Source organism: Actinoplanes sp. DH11 (genome assembly GCF_020873875.1).
GTDB lineage: Bacteria > Actinomycetota > Actinomycetes > Mycobacteriales > Micromonosporaceae > Actinoplanes.
The window spans coordinates 98,284-118,591 of the sequence record NZ_JAHWGU010000001.1 but is presented as its reverse complement, the minus strand read 5'-3'; the positions used below and the strand labels follow the sequence as shown (position 1 = coordinate 118,591).

Here is a 20,308-nt window from a genome sequence, read left to right as displayed (position 1 = left end):
CTCAGGGATTCGGCGGAGGCGTGAGCGAGCTGAATGCGCTCAAGACGCCGTCGGGGTCGTCGAGCGACCTCAGCACCTGGTCGGCGCACCGGCCGACGATGGTGCCGTCGTCCGCGTCCAGCGGCGTGACGGGCTCGGCGGACACGTCGGGCGTGGCCGCCCAATCGGTCGCGTCGCGCGTTTCGTCCGAGTGGACGACAGTCATTGTGACCTCCATACCTCCTGCCAAACCGGCATCTGTCTCGGCGGTCTGGCATTCACAGGATCGCATGTCCGCCGTCCGTGAACAACCAGCCACCATGACGTCGATAATCGCGATCTTGCAATCGCGTCACCGGCAACGGTGGCATGCTGCGAATATGTGATGTGGTGGGAAAATTCTTGATCTAGCAATTCGATGGGATGCAACGGTCAGAACGGATGCGGGTCCAAGGTGCGGGGCAGGTACCGGGACTCGCGCAGAGCGCCTACCGCGGGATGCTCCGCGCCCAGCGAGGAGATGAGCCGGGCGACGACGTCGTTGAGCTCCGACTCGTACCGCCGGCCCTCCTGCTCGCGGCGGACCAGCAGGAAGTTTCCCTCGCACAGCAGCGAGTCGGGATGGTCCGGGCCGAGCACGTCGTGCATCTCCCGGAGCAGCGACTCGAACTTCTCCCGCGCGCCGGCCAGGTCGTTCTGCTCGGCCAGCACGATGGCCAGATTCATGCCCGCGGCGATCGTGTACGGATGCTCGGGCCCGAGCGCGGTGACGAGGCCCCGGCTGGCGTGCTCGGCGAGACTGCGGGCACGCACGAGGTCGCCCGCCGCGCGAGCCGTCGCGGTCCGGTTCGTCGCGCAGGCGAGGCGGTGCGGGTGGGTGTCGCTCAGGCCGAATCGCTCGTACGAGCCGTCGATCAACTCGAACTCCGAGCCGGCACTGTCCACCTCGCCGCTCGCCAGTAGGTTCACCGCACGACTCAGCCGGGCGCCGAGGGTATCCGGCTTGTCCGGGCCCAGCAGGTGGTTCAACTGCTCGTACGCCCTCTCGAGCAGCGGCGCCGCCTCATCGATCTGGCCCGCGCTGCGCATCGACACGGCCTGGTTGACCAGTAGGTTGTAGTACCGCGGGGTCCGCTCGCCGACGGCGGCCCGGAATCGCTCAGCGAGCTGGGCGAGCAACTCGGCCGAGCCCCGATAATCGCCCGCTTCGCGCAGGTCACGGCCGAGGTTGGTGCCGGCCAGCAGCGTCATCGGACTGTCGTCGCCGAGATTGGCGGTGCTGCGCTGGTACACCGTCTGGTCGTGCTCGCGTGCGGACCTGAAGTCGCCGACGAGCCGATAGGACGCGGCGAGGTTGTTCAGTGCGGTCAGCGTGCGCGGATGTTCCTCGCCGAAGACCGTCGACCAGGCGGCATAGGTGACCTTGTCCTGCTCCAGAGCCTCCGCATAGAGCCCGAGGGCACGCAGGTCGGCGCTGAGGCTGCCCGCTGTCATCAGAGTGTGCGGATGATTGGCGCCAAGCAGGTCGCTCTGTTCGGCCCGCACCTTCTCGTTCAGCGCGCGGGACTCGGCGAACGCGAACTCGTCGCGGACGATGTTGCCCAGGTTGAATTGCAGGTGCAGGATCTGACGCCGCAGCGAATCGCGTTCCTCGTCGGTGATCAGCCGGTCCATCAGGTCCTGCCATCGCTCGACATGGCGTTCGGCGAAGGCGCGCGCGCCCTTGTTGTCACCGGTCAACCAGACGTAGCGCACCCGGTCGATGATGAGGCGGCGGACCGCCTCATCGCGCGATTCATAGGCCTCGGACAGCTCGATGTGCGGCCAGATCATCTGGAATCGTGGCCAGGTCAACGGGTTGTCGACGTCGTCACGGGGCCGCGCGGCGGCCAGCACGGCGTGCACCTCGAGCCGGGTCGCCGCGATCTCCTCCTCCGACATGCGCTGCTTGACCACGTGCTGGAGGAGCCGGTGGACGTGCACCCGGCGGTTGGACACGTCCAGCCGCAGCAGCGCCAGCTTGCTGATCGTGTGGACGAGCGACCATCGATAGGCGGTCTCGGTGACGGCCGGGTCGAAGGGACGCAGGACCTCGGCCATCCGGTCGCCGTAGATCAACTCGAGCGAGATCTCCGGCGCGAGCAGCGAGCAGAGCTGCAGCAGGCGGTATGACCCGGCCGAGGTCTCCCGGAGCTGGGACAGCGACAGGTCCCAGGTCTTCTCCACCGACGGGTTACCGGGACTGGACAGCACGCCGTCCGGCCGCTCCTGAATGTCGCGCAGATAGTCCTCGACCGGCGCCCCGGTCTCGGCCAGCCACGCGCCCGCGGCGGCGACCGCGATCGGCAGGTCACCGAGGAGCTCGGCGATCCGGCCGGCGTGCTCCTTGCGGATCGTGGGCAGCCGCTGCTGGAGGTGCGCCACGCTCTCCGCGCGCTGGAAGACGTCCATCTGGATGGTCGCCTGATGCTCCGACCACTGCCGGTTGCGGGCGGTGATCAGCACGTGGCCGCCCGGCCCGGACGCCAGGTACGGCTTGACCTTCTCGATGTCCTCCGCGTTGTCGAAGACCACCAGCCAGCGGTCGACCACGTCGCCGCGTTCCAGTTTCTGCAGCAGCGCCGCGGCCTGATCGGCGATCGTGCCCTCCTCGCCCAACCCGACGCGCTTGCCCAGCGTCGCCAGTTGGGTGTCCAGGGAGGGGACGTCGGAGGCGTCGATCCACCAGATCACGTCGTACGCGTTGCGGAACCGGTGCGCGTACTCCAGCGCCACATGGGTCTTGCCGATGCCGCCCATGCCCTGCAGGGCCACCGACTGGTTGCCCAAGAGCGCGCTGGCGCCTTGATCCTGCAACTGTTCGCGGAGTCGGAGAAGGTCCCCTTCGCGGCCGGTGAACAGCATGTTGCGGATCGGGGCGTTGAACACCGCGGCCGGCGTGCCGGGAAACCGGACGCCGATCCGGCTCATATCGATCTCGGCCGTCGGCCGGCGAACCAGCTTGAGAAGGCGCTCGATGGCCGTCGCTTCCGGCTGCCCGAACAGGAACGCGTTGTCCTCGGCGGCGCGGCCACGGAACGGCCGCACGTCGGCGATGTAGGCCACGAGGGGAGCGCGCGGGTCAGGGCGGTCGAGGGAGATCCGCGCGGCCTCGGCTTCAGCGTTGGCCTGGGACACCAGGCTCAGTTGGCGTGCGCCCTCGGTGCCCGGGTCGGCTCGAATGCCCGTCTCCACCATGGTGACCGTGATGTCGGCCGCCTGCAGCACATCGGACACCCACTCCGCCCACAGGCGATCGACCGGGGCGTACCTCAGATCGACCTTCTCCTCGGCCGGGGTCACCCGCCGGGCGAACTGCGCCACGGTGCGGATGCGGAGATCCTCGCTCATCGCCGGGAGTTCGGTCACCACCCCGTCGGTCAGGTATCCGGCCAGGGCGACGTAGGACGCCAGCATCGAGGTGGGCACGCCGGGCTGGTCACCGAAGGTTGCCAGCGTCTCCTCGAAGGCGTAGAACGCCCGGTACGGAACCTCGACCGTCGCCCAGTATCGATCCCGCTCGGAGGCCTCCATGCCGGCCGGCAGCCCGGCGAATCGCTCACGAGCGAGGAACCGGCCGGCGTCGACGCGTTCCTTCTCGGCGGAGTCGACGCGCATCGGCACCGGCAGAACGCGGACCGGGCGTACGCTCAGGCCGATGCTCGCGGCGACTTCCGCAGCACCGTAGATGCCCTGGTCGCTGAAGGTGAAACAGTCGACGAGCACGTCCGGCAAATGGCGCGTACAGATTCCGGCGACGTCACTCACGCCGGTCCGGCTGTCGATCAACGTGTAGTCGTAGTTCTTTTTCATGTCCGCGCGCAAGGCGTCGAACAGTTTTCCGCCATCGAGTTTGTCGTAAAACTCGTCCCAGTTGCGTTCATAGACGCTCCGGGCGTAACTCGTGTTGTTCTGGCCGGCCGGCATGAAATCAATGCTGCCGCCCGAGGGGAAGTGCTTCCAATCCAGCGAGAACGCGAACTGGCTGACCCGCGCGTATTCGGCCTGCCAGTCGCTGGGCCGGTCGGCGTCCCGCCGGGTGGCCTCGTCGTAGCGGTTGACCATCTCGACGACGCCGTCGGCGTCCTGCATGGCGCTCCGTCGAAGGAACGGGTGGAAGAATCGGTGCAATCCCGGTGATTCCAGATCCCAGTCGGCGACCAGCACCCGATGACCCGCGCTCGCCAAGATCCAGGCCACGTTGGCCAGGGCCATGGTCCGGCCGGTGCCACCCTTGTACGAATAGAACGTGACAACGGTGCCATCGCGGTTCTCAGTCATCGATGTCCTCTTCCTGGGATGGACCAGCATCGTCGGTGATCCTGGGCATCGGAACCACAGCGCCCTTGGGCAGGAAGACGGGCGCCGTCTTCAGATATGCCCGGAGGGTCTCGTCGATTACGATCGGCATTCTCTCGACCAGTTGATCGGCGTACAGAATGCGTCGCACCTGTCGCCGGACGCTGCCCAGCATAACGTTCAAGGTGGCGGTGAGTTCCGCCCCCCGATCGCGGTACTGGGGGTCGTCGCTGTCGGCGATCACGACTACCTCGGCCCATTCCGGCAGCCGATCCGCGACGGCGTCCACGATCTCGCGTCCCCCCGGCGAGTCCAGGATCCACGGATCCACGAGCACCAGAACCGCGCCTTCGGCCAGCGGCCCGAATCCGATCTGCGCGTCGGTGAGCCGAGGCGCCAGATGGCGGTGCTCGGCGAGGTTGGCGGCCATCTGCGCCGGTGAGAGCGGCGTCTCGTCCCTGAACGGATGCCACTCGACGGCGAGCTGACCGTAACCGGCTCGGGGCCGGTCGCGGGGGAGTGTGGCGCGGACCGGCGCCAGCACCATGACGGTGAGCCGCATTCCGGCCGGGCCGGGCTCCGGCGCCTCCGCGTCGTCGATCACCGCCGGGGTGGCCGGGCGCGGCCCGGCGGCCTTGGTGATGGCGACGATCCGGCGAGCCAGGGTGCCCACGATCTGGTGGTACGCCGGTTCGTAAGCGGCCAGCCGACACAGCGCCCGCAGGCCGTTCTCCTTGTAAGCCTCGGCCTGGGTGTCCAGCGTCAGCGACGCGAGCCGCTCCTCCTGATGATTCCAGGGTTCCCACGGCACCCAGAGAACCGGGAGCAGGCGCAGTGCCCGCTCCCGCCCGGTCAGCCGTCGCATGTAGGCGGCACGCTCCTGCAGAGGGAGGGTCTTGTTGAAGTACTTCGGCGAGTACAACGCCACGAAGACGTCCGCATGACTGAGCGCCCGGCTCAGGTCCGCTTTCCAGTCGGCCGACGGCTGGTCAATGTCGTCGAAGTGCCCCACGACCGGGGGACTGTTGCTGCCGAGAAGTGCCCGGACCTCATCGGACAGCCTGGTGAACAGGTCGCGCACCGTGCTGTCGCCGTCCCCCGGCGTCCCCGGGCCCATCGGGGCCGTCCTCGCATAGCTGAGGTAGAACGCGTATCGAGCCGGATCGGATGGTGTCACACATCCTCCTCGAAGTCCGTCGACAGGATGGAGCTGTCCGCCGGCACATCCGGTCTGACCAGACACGACCGGCGTACGTGGTCCACGTGCATCGCGATCTTCCAGACGATGGCGCGGTAAGCCGTGTGCTGGCCGGAACGGATGAGGCCGAGCAGTCCGTTCTCGCGATATGCCGTCTCATAACCAGGATCAGGCAAGCCGGGCGGAAAGTAGATGCCGATCTGGGAGACCCTCTTCGGAAGCTCCAGGGTGGGGTGCAGCGGCATCCAGATCACCGGCACGATCGCGCGCTGGTGCTCTCGCGCCAGGGCCGGGTCGCGGATGATCTCGCGCCGGGCGAAGGCGTGCCACTCCCGGGCGCACCACTCGCTGTCCCGCAACAGCGGCTCGGACAGCAGGCAGACCAGCACCTGGCAGGTGCCGATCGCGGTGAGCAGCTGGCGCTCCCACTCCGTTCCGAAGCTGTCAGCGCGGTCCAGGTATCCGGGCTTGTAGTTCAGCGGGGCGCCGATCAGTTCCCCGACGTCATCCGTCAGGTCGTCGAAGAACTGGAGGATCTCTTTGCCATAGGGGCGGCCGGCAACGGTGGGTCGGTCCGGAATGAACGATCGTCGGTAACTGACGAAGAACAGGGGAGCGTCCGGCGTCTCCGGAAGCTCCTTGGACACTGCCCGCCCCCTACGATCACGTCACCGGAGAGGGCCGACACTAGCATCCAGTGACCAACCGCCTACAGTGCTCGCGCCGGGGTCTACCGTGGATTGGCGTAATAGGGGCCGATGGACTGCAAGGGCCGGTGCCCTGATCCGGTCAGCCAGCCGAGGACGCTGGGAAGGATCCCCATCGCGCCGAAATGCGCGGTGTCTCGCTGGATGCGGACTTCCGCGTTCTCGATCTGGCGAGCGAGCCACAGGGTGTGTTCGACCGGTGCGAAATTGTCCCGCTCGCCATGCCAGAACAGAGCCGGCTGCAGGATCTTCCCGGGCTCGAACCCCCACTCGCGGCGCAGCGCCAGGACGTCGTCGATCCAACCGTAGGGCCCGACGCGCATCGCCTCGCGATAGGTGTCGGTCAGCAGGCCCTGAATCGTGGAGCTCCGCACCGCTGATTGATCCGCCTGGGTCATCTGCGAGCGAAGGTTGTCCAGCATGCTGGCGGGATCGCGCTTGGCCCGATCGGCCTGAAGGCGCAGGCTCTCGATGAGCTTCGCCTCGTCGTTGTCGGCGTGCGAGTAGTCACGGACGTTGGCGTCGGTCATCCCGCTGTACCAGTCGAGGTCGGGCGCGTCCGGGGGTGCCAGGGTGACGAGCGCGGCCACCCGGTCAACCCGGTCGCCGAGGATTGCGGCGGTGGCCAGTGCGTGCGGCGCCCCACCGCTGCGGCCCACCACGGAGAAGGTGTCGACGCCGAGGTGGTTCGCGATGTGCCTGACGTCCTCCGCGGCGTCCGCGACGGTGCGATCCTTGCGGCGGTCCGAATCGCCGTAGCCCGGCCGGTCGTAACACACGAGCCTGACCCCGAGCTGGTGCAGAACGATGGGGCGGACCTTGGGGCCGAGGCGGCTGCCCGGTGTGCCGTGCATGAGGAAGACCGTCGAGCCGGGTTCCATTCCGGATATCTCGACGCCTAGTCTCCTGCCGTCAGGAGTCGGCACCAGGGTGGAAGGCGATGAGACCACTCACGCCCTCCCCATTTGGCCACGGTCAAGCATCCATTGGTGTCGACGTTTCCCCAGGGACATCGGGTCATAGTGCCACGCCGTCTCTAAGGGTGTCACGGCCATCCTTGCACTTCCGGGCGATGACTCGTCCGGTTATAGACGATATTCCTCGAGGCGTGGTTGAGCCTCGAGGCTTCAACGCCGACGGTAGCCGCGAGGTCACGGCGGGCTCGTGGATCACCGGGTGAAAACATCGCTGCTGGGGCACGGTTTCGCCGTATGCGGGCGCCCCGGAATGGCGATTCGGCCGAATGCCGCGTCGCCGTGGCGCCCGCCGATCATCCAGTCGGTGGTGACAGGCTGGCTACCCCGGGGCCGGCCTCGTCATCCCCCGATCGGTGGGACCTGGATTCCGCTATCGCGCAACCGGGTCGAGGCGCAGCGAATCGATGAGCGACTGGTCCCAGGCATCCGGCGTGGACTGCGTGCTGCTGGGTCTCACGAACTTGTAGCCGACCTGGCGTACCGTGCCGATCATCGTCTCGCAGCGGGGGCCCAGCTTGGCCCCAACCGCCGGACGTGGAAATCCATGGTTCGGGTGCAGCCGAAGTAGTCGTAACCTCACACCTCGCGCGGCAGCTGATCGCGGCTGCACACCCGGCCCGGGTGCTGGGCAGGTATTTCAGCAGCTCAAACTCCTTGTAGGTGAGCGCCAGGGACTCCCTCGGCGTTGAACCGGTGGATCCACGACCGCACCGTCCGCGCGTGACATCCGACCTGCCCGGCGATCGCCGGCACCGAGCACCCCTCCACGAGGCTGCGACAATCCTGGCCCGCACCACCCAATCCACCGGCGCATGCCTGGCCACCGCCAGCTTGCGCACCCGCGCCCGCTCGACGTCGTCCACAGCGCGACGAGCAACGACCGGAGCAGGCACAGCAATCACCGCCTTCGCGCGACGACCTCTACTGCATCAATCGTCACGCTGAAGACACTTCGAACCGATAGTCGCCCATTTGAGGAACCTCGCTTTAGGAGCCCCGTCAGCCCTGCATGGTGGGTGTTAGAGCTGCGGGCAGCCCTCTCGCCTGACTCTGTGAGGATCCACCGGGCTGGCCGGCGGCACTCGCGCGGACCACATGGTGGTAGCGGAGCCGGCGTGGGAGGGCTTCCGGCACGATCGCGATCCCCCTTGCTTGATCCGGCGGTAACCCCTCTGCTGGCGCCGCCGGCTCCGGCTCCGGCTTTCCTGAAACAGCCTCGTGAACCGGATGTCTCCGTCCGGCCAGACGGGCTGCCGTCGGCAGCGATCACCACACCGCGGTGAAGCCGGCTCCTGCGGATCCGGATCCGCAGCGCCCGCGACCGCCACCGGACACGCCCAGAACAAGGCGACGCGACACGGCCCCGGCACCCGCAGACGGCTCGCCCAGGACCGGCCGCCCGTCACCGCCCTGAGCACCATCCTGCACGGCCCCGTGGACGCTCTGACCGGCGCGCCGAACACCGCACAGGAGTAACGCACTGTAACCGAAATATGCCTGAACGGCGCACGCACGACTACTACCGCAACGGCATCACCAGCCTGTTCGCGGCGTTCAACATCGCCGACGGCACGGTGATCAGTGAACTGCACCGCCAGCATCGGGCCACCGAGTTCAAGCAGTTCCTCATCGCCACGACAGACAGGTCCCGCCCGACCTGGACGTGCGCCTGGTCTGCGACAACTACGGCACCCACAAGACCCCGGCGATCCGGCCTGGCTCGCCCGGCATCCCCGGTTTCACATGCATTCGACCCCGACCGGCTCCTCCTGGATCAACCAGGTCGAACGCTGGTTCGGATTCCTCACCGACCAGAGGATCCGCCGCGACGCCCACAAGAGCGTCCAAGCCCTGGAAGCCGACATCCGAGCCTGGATCACCGCCTGGAACCAGAACCCGCAACCGTTCATCTGGACCAAGACCGCCGAAGAGATCCTCGAATCACTCGCCCGGTTTTGAAGCCGAATTTTCGGCGCGGGACACTAAGCACGTAGCCAAAGGCTCTGTACGTAACGCACTCGGCTAGAGGAACGAGCAACACAAAGACCTCGTCATGGGTTCCGCAACGGCGGCGTCGCAAGGTGCGGCGCCGCCGTGGGGACGGGGTGCGGGGTTACGGGCGCAGGGCGCCTGCGGCCGGGGTCCAGGTGGACTCCTTGGCCACGTCGGCGACCTTGATCGACGCGGCGACCTTCTGCAGCTCCGACATCGGTAGCTTGTTGCCGGTGGTCTGGGCGCTGACCTGCACCTGGACCTTGCCGTCGACGCTCCAGACGTTGCAGAAGCCGCCGTCGTAGCACTTCGACTTGCCGGCCTGGGCCGACTGGTTGGAGTTGCGGCTCGGCGTGACGTAGATGTGGAAGCCGTCGGTGATGGCGTCCTCGCCGGAGTCGAACGGCGCGGTCAGGCCGGACGCGGGCAGCGCCGGGCGGGTGTAGGTGGCGCCGCCGTAGTTGCCGTCGCGGGCCGACGAGATGCCGTCCAGGCCGGGCATGGCGTGCGAGCCGACCTGCAGCGGCTCGTAGCCCGCCGGCACGTAGCCGACCTCGAACGGCACCGTAGCCGGCGTCGGCTTGCTCGGCTTGAGGCCGGTGACGAGCATGGCGAAGTCGGCGAACGACGGGGCGTCGTCGTCGTTGGAGATCGATGTGACGGCGGCCCAGGCGCCCGTGGTGTACTCCCACGCGAACAGCTTGTTGCCCGGCTCGAGCGGGTTCTTCGGGTCGAGCCCGGTCGGCAGGTTGGCCTGCACGGCGCGGTGCCCGGCCACGGTAACCTGCTTGCCCGCGCGGATCCCGGCCGGATCGAAGGCGCCCGGGCGGTAGACGGTCAGGTAGGCGTACAGGGTGGGCTTGGTCTTGCCCTTCATCTTGTCCGCCATCGCGCGGGCCGCCTCGTCGCCCGACACCGACTTGTCGTTGGAGGTGCGGCCGTCCTGGTAGACCGAGGCGATCTGGTAGGCCGTGGAGGCCACGATCGGGTCCTGCACGTGAAACGGGCCGGCTTCGAAGCCCTGGAAGGTCCATGTGAACGGGGCCGCCTCGGCCCACGTGGCGGCGGCGGTCGGCGCCGCCGTGGCGCCCGCCGCGACGGTGGTGCCCGGCGCGGCGTCGCCGGACGAGCCGAACGTGGGCAGCGCGAACGCGCCGGCCACCGCGACCGCGACCAGGCCGGCCGCCCCGGCCGACGCGAACCCGGCCCGCCGGCGCCGCTCGGCCCGCCGGCCGGCCGCGATGATGTCGTCGGCGGTGCGGGACATCGGCGGCTCGTCGGCCGTCACGGCGTCCACGAATTCATGCAACTGCATTGGTCCATTCCTCCATCGGCTCCCCGGTGAGATTGATGCGTTCGGCGGCGAGCAGCTCGCGCAGTTTGGCCAGCCCTCGGGAGGCCTGGCTCTTCGCCGTGCCGACCGTGCACTCGAGGGCGCTGGCCGTGTCCTCCAGGCTGAGGCCCATGTAGTGGCGCAGGACGACGGCGGCCCGCTGGCGGGCGGGCACCGCCTCCAGCGCCGCCCGCAGGCGCAGGCGCTCGTCGGTCATGCCCGCCGGGTCGCGCAGTGCCACCTCCGGCATGCCATCGCCGGCCGCCCGTTCGTGCCGCCACGGCCGACGGGTCTCGTCGATCGCGGCGCGGTAGACCATGGTCTTGACGTACAGGTCGGGTCGTTCCAGCTTGCGCCAGCGGGGATAGAGCTTGACCAGCGCGTTGGCCACGGCGTCCTCGGCCGTGTGCCAGTCGCCACAGGTCATGTAGGCCTGCTTGCGCAGCGACGCCATCTGCGAGGTCACGAACTCGCGGAACGCTTGTTCGTCATCGGATCTCAAATCGGATGCCTCCTTGTTCGGGGGAAGAACGGTCCGACTGGCCTCTAGGGGTGCACCAACCATCGAAGTAATCGTCTCGTAACTGTGCGTGAGCAAGCCCTGACAAATGGTGCGGGACACAGCGTGGGGCGTACCGTCCGGTTAGCCCGCCGGCATGGATGGACACGTTGACCGCGATCTTCGGGGCCTCCCGGGGATCCCTCGCCGACTTCGAGGTGATCTCGCGGGTGGCCCGCAGTGCCGAGACGGTCGTCTACCTCGGGCGGGCCGCGGCGGGCGGCCGTGACGGGCACTGTGGGTGGCCGGGCGCCGTCGTGGGTTGCAGCGCCTGACTGCGTATCGCTTCCGGTCCTCGCGCCGGAGCCGGCGCTGCGGGTCGGCACGCCATGACCACCGGTGCCCCGGCGTAGGCGGCCGGCAGGAAGCGCGGTCAGATGCAGGCTGAGGCGCCGCCGTCAGCCTGTGCTTATCCTCCCTGTGGGTCCGCCGAGTGGCCGGTGGACATCGGTGCCCGCGGCCATCACCTGTTCAAGCGGCTCCTCTGGGCGTTGGTCAGTCGGCTCTCATCTCGTCCCGGATCCAGGCAGCGACGGAGGTATGTGCAGGGGTCCAGCCGAGTTGCCGGGCGCGGGTTGCTCGTATCCGGCTGTTCGATCCGAGAGCGAACCGGGCGAACCCCGCGCCCCATTCTTGCGATGCCTCGGCGAGACTCCAAGGTTGGACGGGCCCCAAACCGAGGCGGTCGGCGATCGCGGCTCCGATCTCGGCGAACGAGGCCTCGCCGGCCTCGACGAAGTAGAAGCCGGACGCGGTCTGATCGGAGAGGACGCGGGAGTAGAGCGCCGCCACATCGTTGATGTGGACGGTCGACCAGCGGTTGTGGCCTTGCCCGACGACGCGCACGACTCCGCTGGCACGGGCCTGGTTGACCAACGGAGGGAGGAGCACGGTGTCCGGCCGGGGTTCCCGTCCGGTGCCGTAGATCAATGAGTTGCACAGGACAACGGTTCGTATCCCGTCGTCTGCTGCGTCGACCAGCATGGTGTCGATCGCGAAGCGGGCCTGCCGGATGGGATGGGAGCCGGCGACGACCTGTTCGATGTCGTCGTGGACTTTCGGAGCGGTGTAGTCGCCTTTCGCGTCGTCAGCGATGAGGCTGGATCCGCTGGTGTGCACGAGTGGCTTGCCCGTGCCGCGTAGGGCTTGCAAGAACGTCTCGACCGCGCCGCGGTGATCGCTGTTAGCCGCGTTGACCACGCCGTCGGCGAGGTTCGCCTCTGCGGCCAGCAGGTCGGAGTCGTCGAGATCCCCGTGTACCGGGGTGACGCCAGCCTCGGTGATTAGTGGCTCGTGGGCCGGATCACGGATCAAGCCCCGAACGTCGTGCCCGTCGGCGACCAGGCGGGTGGCGACGGCACCGCCGATGTAGCCGGCCGCGCCGGTGAGGAAGATCTTCACGATTGTCCCTTCGAGGTTGCTGTCAGTGAATCGATCCGCCGTGCGCCGCCGGTGAACAGCGCGAGGGCGATGAGCGGGAAGAGGGCAGTGGTGAGGAAGGCCCCGGTGTAGCTGTGGCCACCGCCGATGACCACGGACCGGCCGATGGCGCCGCCGAGTTGCTGCAGGCCCTGCAGCAGGCTTGCGGCCGCAGCGCTATTGCCGTCCGGGGCCTGCCTCATGATCATGCCGGTGACCGGGGCGAAGGTCAGGCCGGCAGAGATACCAAGGACGATCGACGGCAGAATCAAGGCGGTGACGGCAGTCGAGTCGTACACCGCCCATGCCATACCGGGGTGAACGCTCCGCCGGCATCCAACTTCTGTGACTGCCGTGGAAGCTCCTGCAGGAAGAACAGTCCGCCCGCGATGATTGCGACACCGATTGGCACGTTGACGAACATCACCGGCCGCCAGCCGAAAGCTCCGGTGAGCAGGCCGCCGATGATCAGCCCCACAGCAGCACCGCATGCGGTGGCCAGCACCAACAGGGCCATCGCCCGTGCCCGCTGCGGACCCGGTTTGGTGATGGCGGTCAGCAACACCAGCACACTCGGCGCAGCCAGTGCAGCACCGGCACCCTGGAACGCCCGCGCGGCGATCAACATTCCAGGCGAGAACGCGAGACCACCCGCCAGCGACGCGACGACAAAGACTCCAGCACCGGTCAGCAGGGCACGGCGGGCGCCGACCAACGCTCCGATCCTGCCGCTGAGAAGGATGAGGCCGCCGAAGAACAGGGCGTACACCGTCACTACCCAGCTCAATCCGGCAGCGGAGAAGCCGAGCTGTGCGCCGATGCTGGGAAGAGCGACGTTGACGATGGTGGTGTCGACCACCAGCATCATCTGGGTCAGGAACAGCACGGCCAGGCGGCCGGCCATTGAGGGGCGCATTCTTACTCCAGGACATCGGGGATCGGCCCAGCGTGAACGGTGGGCCGGCAATCCACGGCAACATTTGCTGATCTGTCAAACTCGAACGATGTCTGTCGTCGACGAGACTCTGCGCAACTTGGCCCCACGTCTGAGAGCGTTACGGCAACGTGGCGGTGCGACCCTTGCCAGCTTGTCCTTGGCCAGTGGCATCCCGGTCAGTACCCTGTCTCGGCTGGAGAAGGGCCATCGCCAGCCCACACTCCAACAGGTGCTCGCTCTGGCTGAGGCGCATGCCGTCTCGGTCGACGAGTTGCTGGGCGGGCCGTCCACAGGCGACGCGCGCGTCCACCTGCGGCCGGTGGTACGCAACGGCAAGACCCTGATCCCACTGACCCGCAGACCCGGCGGCATCCAGGCCTACAAACTCATTCTGCCCGGCGAAGGCTCACCCGCCGTGCCCGAACTGACCACCCATGACGGCTACGAGTGGCTGTACGTCCTCAACGGCGAGTTACGACTGATACTCGGCGAACAAGAGATGCTGCTCAAGCCGGGCGAAGCCGCAGAGTTCGACACGCGCGCACCGCATTGGTTCGGCACCGCCGGTACACAGCCAGCCGAGATCCTCGCACTGCTCGGCAGGCAAGGCGAGCGAACCCACATGCGCGCGACAGCGACCATCAAGATCTCACCAGTTCGTGACCCAGACCGGTGACCTGTGGCCTTCTGCGCTCAGGACAGCCAAACACCCCTGGCTTGTCAAGCCCCGGGTTTGATGGAGAGTTGGTTAGCTGGTTTCCAGGGGTGCGGTGACCGGGTGGGTCATCGCGTGTAGGGCTTCGTGTTCGGCGGGTGGGACGTGTCCGAGTTCGCCGTGCAGGCGTCGGTCGTTGTACCAGTCGATGTATTCGACGGTGGCCATCTCCAGGTCGTCGAGGCCGCGCCACGGGCCTTTGTTGCGGACGAGTTCGGCCTTGAACAGCGAGTTGAACGAGCATGCGAGTACGAACCCCAACGAGAGCTTGCCGGCCCGGTAGTAGTGCGGCACGACGTCGGGGCCCCTGCCGCAGCGACTACTGCTCCCACAGCTGAGCCGGGACCTGCACTGCGGAATCTCGCGCAGCCACCCGGGAGCGCCGCTGGCGGTGACCGCGTACAGGATCAGGTAGCCGTCCCGGCCGACCTGCTCGGCCCAGCAGGTCCGCACGTCGTCACCCTTCGGGAACCGATGCGAGTCGATGCGGGCGCCGTAGCGCTCGGCCGAGCCTGTATCAAGCGCGGCGCCGGCCATGCCGGTGCGGCCGCGGCCAGGACCTTCAGGACCGCCCGCAGGGTCTCGCCGACGAACTTCACCCGGTTCAGCGCGCGCCGGGCGAAGTCACCGTGTACACCTTGAGCTCGCAACCGTCTGGTTCGAGGCCGGCCACGGGCCGACATCAGTGTGGCGGACCTCCTGTCCCTCGTGAGAGGGACAGACGAGTGTCCACTGAGTGGTGACGTTTTCTCTCATCGATCTCTCTAGCGTCGTCGGCATGAGGAAATCACTTGTGACCGTCATGGTCGCGGCGACGATAGCGGGAGCCGCCGTCGTCGGTATCGGAGCCGCTCAGGCCACGACCCCCAGCTCGTTGACGCCAGCCGCGTTCCGGCCGAGCCTGAGCGCCACTCTGCAGGCCGACGCCGATGGACTGCGCAAGTACGGCGCGCCGGGTGTGCTGGTCGCCTTGGACACCTCGCGCGGAGACGTGCAGGTGCGCAGCGGATACGGCAACGTCGCAAAGCGCGCCCCGATCGCGTGGGAGGCGAAGTTCCGGATCGGCAGCTACACCAAGCCGTTTGTGGCGGCGACTGTGCTGCAGCTGGTCGGCGAGCGCAAGCTGTCGCTGGACGACAAGGTCGAACGGTTCCTGCCCGGCCTGATCCAGGACAAGGGCAACGACGGCCGGAAGATCACCGTGCGGCAACTTCTGCAGCACACCAGCGGTCTGCCCGAGTACACCAACGCCATGGCCGCTCTGGGCACCGAGGAGGGATTCCAGCAGTCGCGCCTGCGTACCTGGACGAACGCCGAACTCGTCGGTCTTGCCATGCAGTTCCCGGCCGACTTCGCGCCGGGCACGCGGTGGAGTTACTCCAACACCGGCTACGTCGTCGCCTCGATGATCATCGAGAAGGTCACCGGCCGGACCTGGCAGCAGGAGGTCCGCAACCGAATCGTGCGGCCGCTCGGCCTGCGCGACACCTACTTGCCGGGCACCACCCCGACCATCCCCCGCCCACACCCGGTGGGCTACCAGCGGTTCCCCGGCCCGGACGCAACGCCGGAGGATCCCCGCTACGGCGAACCGATCGACGCCACGCTGTTGAACCCGTCCCTGGCCGGCCCCGCCGGCGAGATGATCAGCACCGCGGACGACGCCAACACCTTCCTGCGGGCACTGATGACCGGCAAGGTACTCAAGCCCGCCCAGCTCGCCGAGATGCTGCGCACCGTGGAGACCGATGACAGGCTGCGAGCCAGGTGGCCCGGCGCTCGGTACGGCCTGGGCATCGTGTGGTCGGACAACTCGTGCGGCGGCTACTGGAGCCACGGCGGCGACATCCCTGGCTTCATGACCCGCAACGGCGTCACCCCGGACGGTTCCCGCAGCGTCACCGTGTCGATCAACACCGACTCGCTCAAACCGGACCTCGGCGTGCCGATGCCCACCGTGGACATCACCACCGACCTGGTCGACCACGCCCTCTGCAACGCCCGCTGAGCCCGTTCGTCAGGTGGAGCCGCGTCTTTCCGATCGACGGCGCGGCCCCACCTGACGATGTCGGCCCTCGCCGAACAAGGACAATTGACATGAGAAAGCTGCTCATCGTTCTCGCCGGCGCCGCTCTGCTCACCGCGGGTGCGGGGGCCGCCAACGCCGACGTACCTTCCCAGCCCGCCTCGTCGTCCGGCTGGGACGACATCACCCGCGAGCAAGTAAGGATCGACCTCGGCCACGGCTGGGTCACCAAGGCCGAACTGACCTATCCAAACGCTGCCCAGGGACGCTTACCGCTGGTCGTGCTCCTGCACGGCAGCGGACGCAACGATATGAACCAGACGCTGCCGGGCGGCAAGGGCTCGACCTTCGTAGGGCTTGCGCAGGCAGCCGGCCGTGCGGGCTACGCGACCTTGCGCTTCAACAAGCGCGGGGTGAGCGACATCGGGCCGACAACCACCACTGATACCGCCCAGTCGGAGCCGAAGCGCCCCTACGACCGGACCCAGCAGGACGCTGCCACGGTGCTCCGGTTCGCGGCCAAATCACCGCGAGTGAACCCCTCGAAGATTTTCCTGATCGGCCACAGCGAAGGCACCAACGTGGCCGCCAACCTCGCCGCCGACCCGCACAACTTCGGCATCCCGAAACCGGCCGGGGTGGTCGCGATGGCAGTCCTCGGCAAGCCCGTCAAGGAACTCCTGACGTTCCAGATCTACGGTCGCCTGCCGCTGCAATTACACGACGAGTTCGACATCGACGGCGACGGCCGGCTGACCGCCACCGAAGCCACCGACGGCCTGGTGGGCCAGCCGCAACCGGTCGCCGACCTGTTCCGCTCCGTCCTGCTCGACGGCAAGATGGTCAAGGCAAGCACCGACCGAAACCACGACGGTCAGATCGCCATCGACACAGAGGCCGGCGCGGTGCTGCGCACGATCACCGGAATCGACGCGTACCCGGCCATCCCCGGCCTGGACCCCTTCCTGGTCAGATACATCCAAGACCTTGCCCGGTTCCCGGATGCTGGGAAGGCACTGCCCCGGTTCTCCGGCCCAACGCTCTTACTCAACGGTGAGAACGACCTGGAAACCCCGGCCCGAGCAGCGCTCACCGCAGACGCCGCCATGGCAGCGGCCGGCAACAAAGACCACAAGGTGATCATCTACCCGGGCATCGGGCACACCATGAACATTTCGCCGAAGTTCGCCGACGAACTGGGCGAACCAGACCCACGGGTGATCGCGGAAGTTCAGGGATGGCTCGAGGCGCATCGCTGAGCTGTTCAAACGTTCCGCTGGGCATCGCCACAGCACACCGTCGCCCACCACGCTGGCCATGTTCCGGACCGGCGCCAGCCGGCGAAAGTCCGAAGCCGGCGATGCCATGTCCGGCTTTGCCAGCCGCGCCCGTGTCGCCTTCTGCCCGCGAACCTCGGCGTGCGGCTCCTGGCCTTGAACCTGTGCTGACGTTGCCAGCCGAGTCAAAAGGAGAACGATATGCACACATTGGTCATGACCGGCGCTACCCGAGGGATCGGACGGTTCGCCGCTGCAGCCCTGCTGCACGACCACCCGGAGCTCCGGCTCGTCGTCCTGGCACGGGAGTCCACCAGCGCGGAGGCGGTGCGTGAGCTACGGGCTGTTCACACCGATCGAGGCCGGATGGATCGAAATGGGTCCGGTATCGTTCGCACAAGCTACGCGACCAAGGGAATGCAAAAGCCGATCTTCTCGGCTAAAGCCTGGGGAGCGAATCATGCCGAGACGGACCGTCGTCGTCGATCCCAATTTCTCGCGAAAGCTCAAGGAGCTGCGCGAACAGCAAGGTGTATCGCTGCGGCGACTGGGTCAGATGATCCACTGTTCGCACGGTTATTTGTGGGACCTGGAGACCGGGACCAAGCGGCCAAGTGTTTCGGTAGCGGTGCTGCTCGATGGCGCGCTCAACGCGGGTGGACGACTGTCCGCCATGGTTCAGGAAATGTCAGCCGACAGCGGCTTACAGCCTGTCGATGTCGATTCCACGGGTGCCGGCGCGCCGACCGGGCTACAGTTCGCGCCGGATTGGCGGCACGGCATTGATGTCGCCGTGGATCTTTGGCGAGGCGATATGCAGCGGCGAGACCTTCTTCGGCGTGTCGGATTCAGCGCGACGGCGTTCCTTCCTCCGGCTATGCGATGGCTGATGGCCTCGTTCGACGAGCAGCCTTCGGGTACGGGGGAACGACTCATCGGGATACCTGACGTGGAGACCGTGCGGCGGATGACCTCGACGTATCGCACGCTGGACAACCAGTTCGGCGGTGGCCACATCCGGGAGAGCTTGGTGCGCTTCCTCGACGGTGACGTCACTGACCTGGTCAATGGCCGCTACGACGCCGCGACCGGCCGTCAATTGCTGTCCGCGGTGGCGGAGATGACGCAACTGGCCGGCTGGGCGTCTTATGACGCGGGCATGCACGGACTGGCCCAGCGGTACCTCATCCAGGCCCTTCGGCTTGCGGCCGGTGCCGGAGACCGGGCGCTGGGCGCGGAGATCCTGGCGGCGATGAGTCATCAGGCCGCCTACCTGCGGGCCTCGGACGAGGCGGTTGATCTGGCTCGTGCTGCGGGGCGGGCGGCGACGGAGGTCGGCATCGCCGCGATCCAGGCGGAGTCGGCGGTGCTGGAAGCCCAGGGATACGCGGTCGGTGGGAACGAGGCTGCCTGCGCTACTGCGTTGAGCCGGGCGGAGAGCATCTTCGACAAGGCGGACAGGAGCAGCGAGCCGCAGTGGATCGGCTACTTCGACGAGTCGTATCTGGCGGCGAAGTTCGGGCACTGCTTCACGGCTCTGGGCCGGGGTGACCTCGCGCAGCGGTTCGCCACCAGGTCCCTCGACATGGACGGGCGGCAGTACGCCCGGGGGCGTCAGTTCAACCTTGTCCTGCTGGCGGTGGCGCACGTGCAGACCGGTGAGGTGGAGGAGGCCGCCCGGGTAGGCGTCGAGGCCGTCGACGCGGTGGAGGGGCTGCACTCCTCACGGGCTCGCGACTATTTGGCCGACCTGGCGGACCGGCTCTCGAAGCATGCCGGGCTTCCCGCTGTGCGGGAGTTCACCGAGCGTGCGGCTCCGCTGTTGCAGAGCGTTTAGAGCTTGCCAGTCGCTTTCAGCAGAAGTACGGCGAGCAGACCTGCCACGGAGCCAGCGCCGACGATCGTCCCGTTGTCGATGTGCTGCTGGACCTCGTCAAGGGGGATCCAGCCGATGCGCTCGGCTTCGTTGACGTCCGGGTCCGCACCGGTGAAGTCGGCCCCACGGGCCAGGTAGACGACGTTGTCCTGGTCAATGGTGCCAACCATGGGCTGGTAGGACACCAGCTTCTCCATGCTGCGCGGCCGCCAGCCGGTCTCCTCCTCGACTTCACGGGCGGCGCAGGCCATCGGCTCCTCCGCGGGGTCGAGGTAGCCGCCGGGCAGCTCCCAGACCCAGCGGTCGAGGATGAAGCGGTGCCGCCACATCATCAGTACGCGCTGCTCGTCGTCGAGGGCGATGACCATGGCCGCACCTGGGATCCGCAGGACGTACTGCTCGAACCGCACGCCGTCGGGTAGTTCCACGTCGGCGATGCTCAGCACCGCGCGGCGCGTGTCGTCGATGACGCGTTCTCCGTGGATGGTCCATTCACTGGCTCGCTTCGGCTCCGCGCTCATGAGCGCACAGTATCCGCAGACTCGTATGGGCGTACTCCGCTGCTGGTCAGCGTCGGCTGACGGCGGCTGACGACTGTCGCCTTCACTACGGGCCACCGGCCCGCCACTCTCGATCACAACGCATGGCGATCAGCAGCGAAGCAGACGGCGGCCCACGAGTTCCGGCCGCCTCATGAGCGATACCGGCGATGACTCCCCGCCGCTACGTGAGCAGTGCCTCCGTGGCGGTGGGTGACCGGCCGGGCCTCGGCGGCAGGGAGGACAGCATGGCGGGGAACACGTACTACGCGGTGTCGGCCGAGCAACTACTCAGCCGAGCTCAGATGACGCTTGACGAGCATGTGACGTCGAGCGCATCGGGGCGTTGCCTGGCGTGTGATTCGCCGGGGCCGTGTTGGCGGCGGGAGAGCGCGGTGGTGATCTTCTCGCGGAGCCTGCGGCTACCGGTGCGCCA

At 67.5% G+C, this 20,308-nt stretch carries 19 protein-coding genes and 1 pseudogene; 6 read left to right on the top strand and 14 right to left on the bottom strand.

Translation table 11 applies throughout. The features are described 5' to 3' along the window. Window position 1 precedes the first annotated feature (1 nt). The 7 genes and pseudogenes from LPA41_RS00605 to LPA41_RS43170 all read right to left on the bottom strand — a co-directional run bounded on the left by LPA41_RS00605 (window position 2) and on the right by LPA41_RS43170 (window position 7,952). On the bottom strand, window positions 2-205 hold the full coding sequence (locus LPA41_RS00605; RefSeq protein WP_146617039.1) for a hypothetical protein: 204 nt from the start codon (window positions 203-205) through the stop codon (window positions 2-4). A 206-nt stretch (window positions 206-411) separates the two neighbouring features. Further along, window positions 412-4,299: an FxSxx-COOH system tetratricopeptide repeat protein gene (fxsT, locus tag LPA41_RS00600; protein ID WP_229067453.1), complete on the bottom strand. Its 3,888-nt coding sequence runs from the start codon at window positions 4,297-4,299 to the stop codon at window positions 412-414. Next, window positions 4,292-5,494, bottom strand: coding sequence for an FxsC protein (gene fsxC, locus LPA41_RS42880; protein WP_229067451.1), 1,203 nt, complete (start codon window positions 5,492-5,494; stop codon window positions 4,292-4,294). The genes fxsT and fsxC overlap by 8 nt, the downstream gene beginning before the upstream one ends. Continuing rightward, entirely contained in the window at window positions 5,491-6,162 is a 672-nt protein-coding gene (locus LPA41_RS00590; protein WP_229067450.1) for a TIR domain-containing protein, read from the bottom strand. Before LPA41_RS00590 ends, fsxC begins: the two co-directional genes overlap by 4 nt. A gap of 83 nt (window positions 6,163-6,245) precedes the next feature. Continuing rightward, entirely contained in the window at window positions 6,246-7,103 is an 858-nt protein-coding gene (locus LPA41_RS00585) for an alpha/beta fold hydrolase (protein ID WP_229067448.1), read from the bottom strand. A 466-nt stretch (window positions 7,104-7,569) separates the two neighbouring features. Beyond that, a pseudogene (locus LPA41_RS00580) lies at window positions 7,570-7,870 on the bottom strand (helix-turn-helix domain-containing protein); the annotation flags it as partial. Then, on the bottom strand, window positions 7,845-7,952 hold the full coding sequence (locus LPA41_RS43170; protein WP_374238101.1) for a helix-turn-helix domain-containing protein: 108 nt from the start codon (window positions 7,950-7,952) through the stop codon (window positions 7,845-7,847). The pseudogene LPA41_RS00580 and the gene LPA41_RS43170, both read right to left, overlap by 26 nt. 990 nt (window positions 7,953-8,942) lie before the next feature. On the opposite strand from LPA41_RS43170, the gene LPA41_RS00575 reads away from it, so the two are divergent. Further along, entirely contained in the window at window positions 8,943-9,158 is a 216-nt protein-coding gene (locus LPA41_RS00575; RefSeq protein WP_229067446.1) for a hypothetical protein, read from the top strand. Window positions 9,159-9,312: 154 nt separating this feature from the next. On the opposite strand, the gene LPA41_RS00570 is transcribed toward LPA41_RS00575, so the two are convergent. Further along, window positions 9,313-10,506 (bottom strand): hypothetical protein, encoded by a 1,194-nt coding sequence (locus LPA41_RS00570; protein ID WP_229067444.1) that lies wholly within the window; start codon window positions 10,504-10,506, stop codon window positions 9,313-9,315. Then, window positions 10,493-11,026, bottom strand: coding sequence for a SigE family RNA polymerase sigma factor (locus tag LPA41_RS00565; RefSeq protein ID WP_229067443.1), 534 nt, complete (start codon window positions 11,024-11,026; stop codon window positions 10,493-10,495). The genes LPA41_RS00570 and LPA41_RS00565 overlap by 14 nt, the downstream gene beginning before the upstream one ends. 158 nt (window positions 11,027-11,184) lie before the next feature. On the opposite strand from LPA41_RS00565, the gene LPA41_RS00560 reads away from it, so the two are divergent. Further along, window positions 11,185-11,358 (top strand): hypothetical protein, encoded by a 174-nt coding sequence (locus tag LPA41_RS00560; protein WP_229067441.1) that lies wholly within the window; start codon window positions 11,185-11,187, stop codon window positions 11,356-11,358. A gap of 220 nt (window positions 11,359-11,578) precedes the next feature. On the opposite strand, the gene LPA41_RS00555 is transcribed toward LPA41_RS00560, so the two are convergent. The 3 genes from LPA41_RS00555 to LPA41_RS00545 are packed head-to-tail and all read right to left on the bottom strand — an operon-like array spanning window position 11,579 to window position 13,406. Then, window positions 11,579-12,484, bottom strand: a complete 906-nt coding sequence (locus LPA41_RS00555) for an NAD-dependent epimerase/dehydratase family protein (RefSeq protein WP_229067439.1) — start codon at window positions 12,482-12,484, stop codon at window positions 11,579-11,581. Then, window positions 12,481-12,801 (bottom strand): hypothetical protein, encoded by a 321-nt coding sequence (locus LPA41_RS00550; protein WP_229067437.1) that lies wholly within the window; start codon window positions 12,799-12,801, stop codon window positions 12,481-12,483. Before LPA41_RS00550 ends, LPA41_RS00555 begins: the two co-directional genes overlap by 4 nt. Then, window positions 12,771-13,406 (bottom strand): MFS transporter, encoded by a 636-nt coding sequence (locus LPA41_RS00545; RefSeq protein ID WP_229067436.1) that lies wholly within the window; start codon window positions 13,404-13,406, stop codon window positions 12,771-12,773. The genes LPA41_RS00550 and LPA41_RS00545 overlap by 31 nt, the downstream gene beginning before the upstream one ends. A 100-nt stretch (window positions 13,407-13,506) precedes the next feature. Here LPA41_RS00545 and LPA41_RS00540 point away from each other — a divergent pair, with 100 nt between their 5' ends. Further along, window positions 13,507-14,115, top strand: coding sequence for a helix-turn-helix domain-containing protein (locus LPA41_RS00540; RefSeq protein ID WP_229067435.1), 609 nt, complete (start codon window positions 13,507-13,509; stop codon window positions 14,113-14,115). A 72-nt stretch (window positions 14,116-14,187) separates the two neighbouring features. On the opposite strand, the gene LPA41_RS00535 is transcribed toward LPA41_RS00540, so the two are convergent. After that, window positions 14,188-14,607 (bottom strand): integrase core domain-containing protein, encoded by a 420-nt coding sequence (locus LPA41_RS00535; RefSeq protein WP_229067434.1) that lies wholly within the window; start codon window positions 14,605-14,607, stop codon window positions 14,188-14,190. A gap of 325 nt (window positions 14,608-14,932) precedes the next feature. Between LPA41_RS00535 and LPA41_RS00530 the strand changes: the two genes are divergently transcribed. The 3 genes from LPA41_RS00530 to LPA41_RS00520 all read left to right on the top strand — a co-directional run bounded on the left by LPA41_RS00530 (window position 14,933) and on the right by LPA41_RS00520 (window position 19,294). Next, window positions 14,933-16,162 (top strand): serine hydrolase, encoded by a 1,230-nt coding sequence (locus tag LPA41_RS00530; protein WP_229067433.1) that lies wholly within the window; start codon window positions 14,933-14,935, stop codon window positions 16,160-16,162. A gap of 89 nt (window positions 16,163-16,251) precedes the next feature. Then, window positions 16,252-17,439, top strand: a complete 1,188-nt coding sequence (locus tag LPA41_RS00525) for an alpha/beta fold hydrolase (protein WP_229067432.1) — start codon at window positions 16,252-16,254, stop codon at window positions 17,437-17,439. 478 nt (window positions 17,440-17,917) lie between these two features. Next, on the top strand, window positions 17,918-19,294 hold the full coding sequence (locus LPA41_RS00520) for a helix-turn-helix domain-containing protein (RefSeq protein ID WP_229067431.1): 1,377 nt from the start codon (window positions 17,918-17,920) through the stop codon (window positions 19,292-19,294). On the opposite strand, the gene LPA41_RS00515 is transcribed toward LPA41_RS00520, so the two are convergent. Beyond that, a complete protein-coding gene (locus LPA41_RS00515) occupies window positions 19,291-19,854 on the bottom strand; it encodes an NUDIX hydrolase (protein ID WP_229067430.1) in 564 nt (187 codons plus the stop codon). The genes LPA41_RS00520 and LPA41_RS00515 overlap by 4 nt on opposite strands. Window positions 19,855-20,308 lie beyond the last annotated feature (454 nt).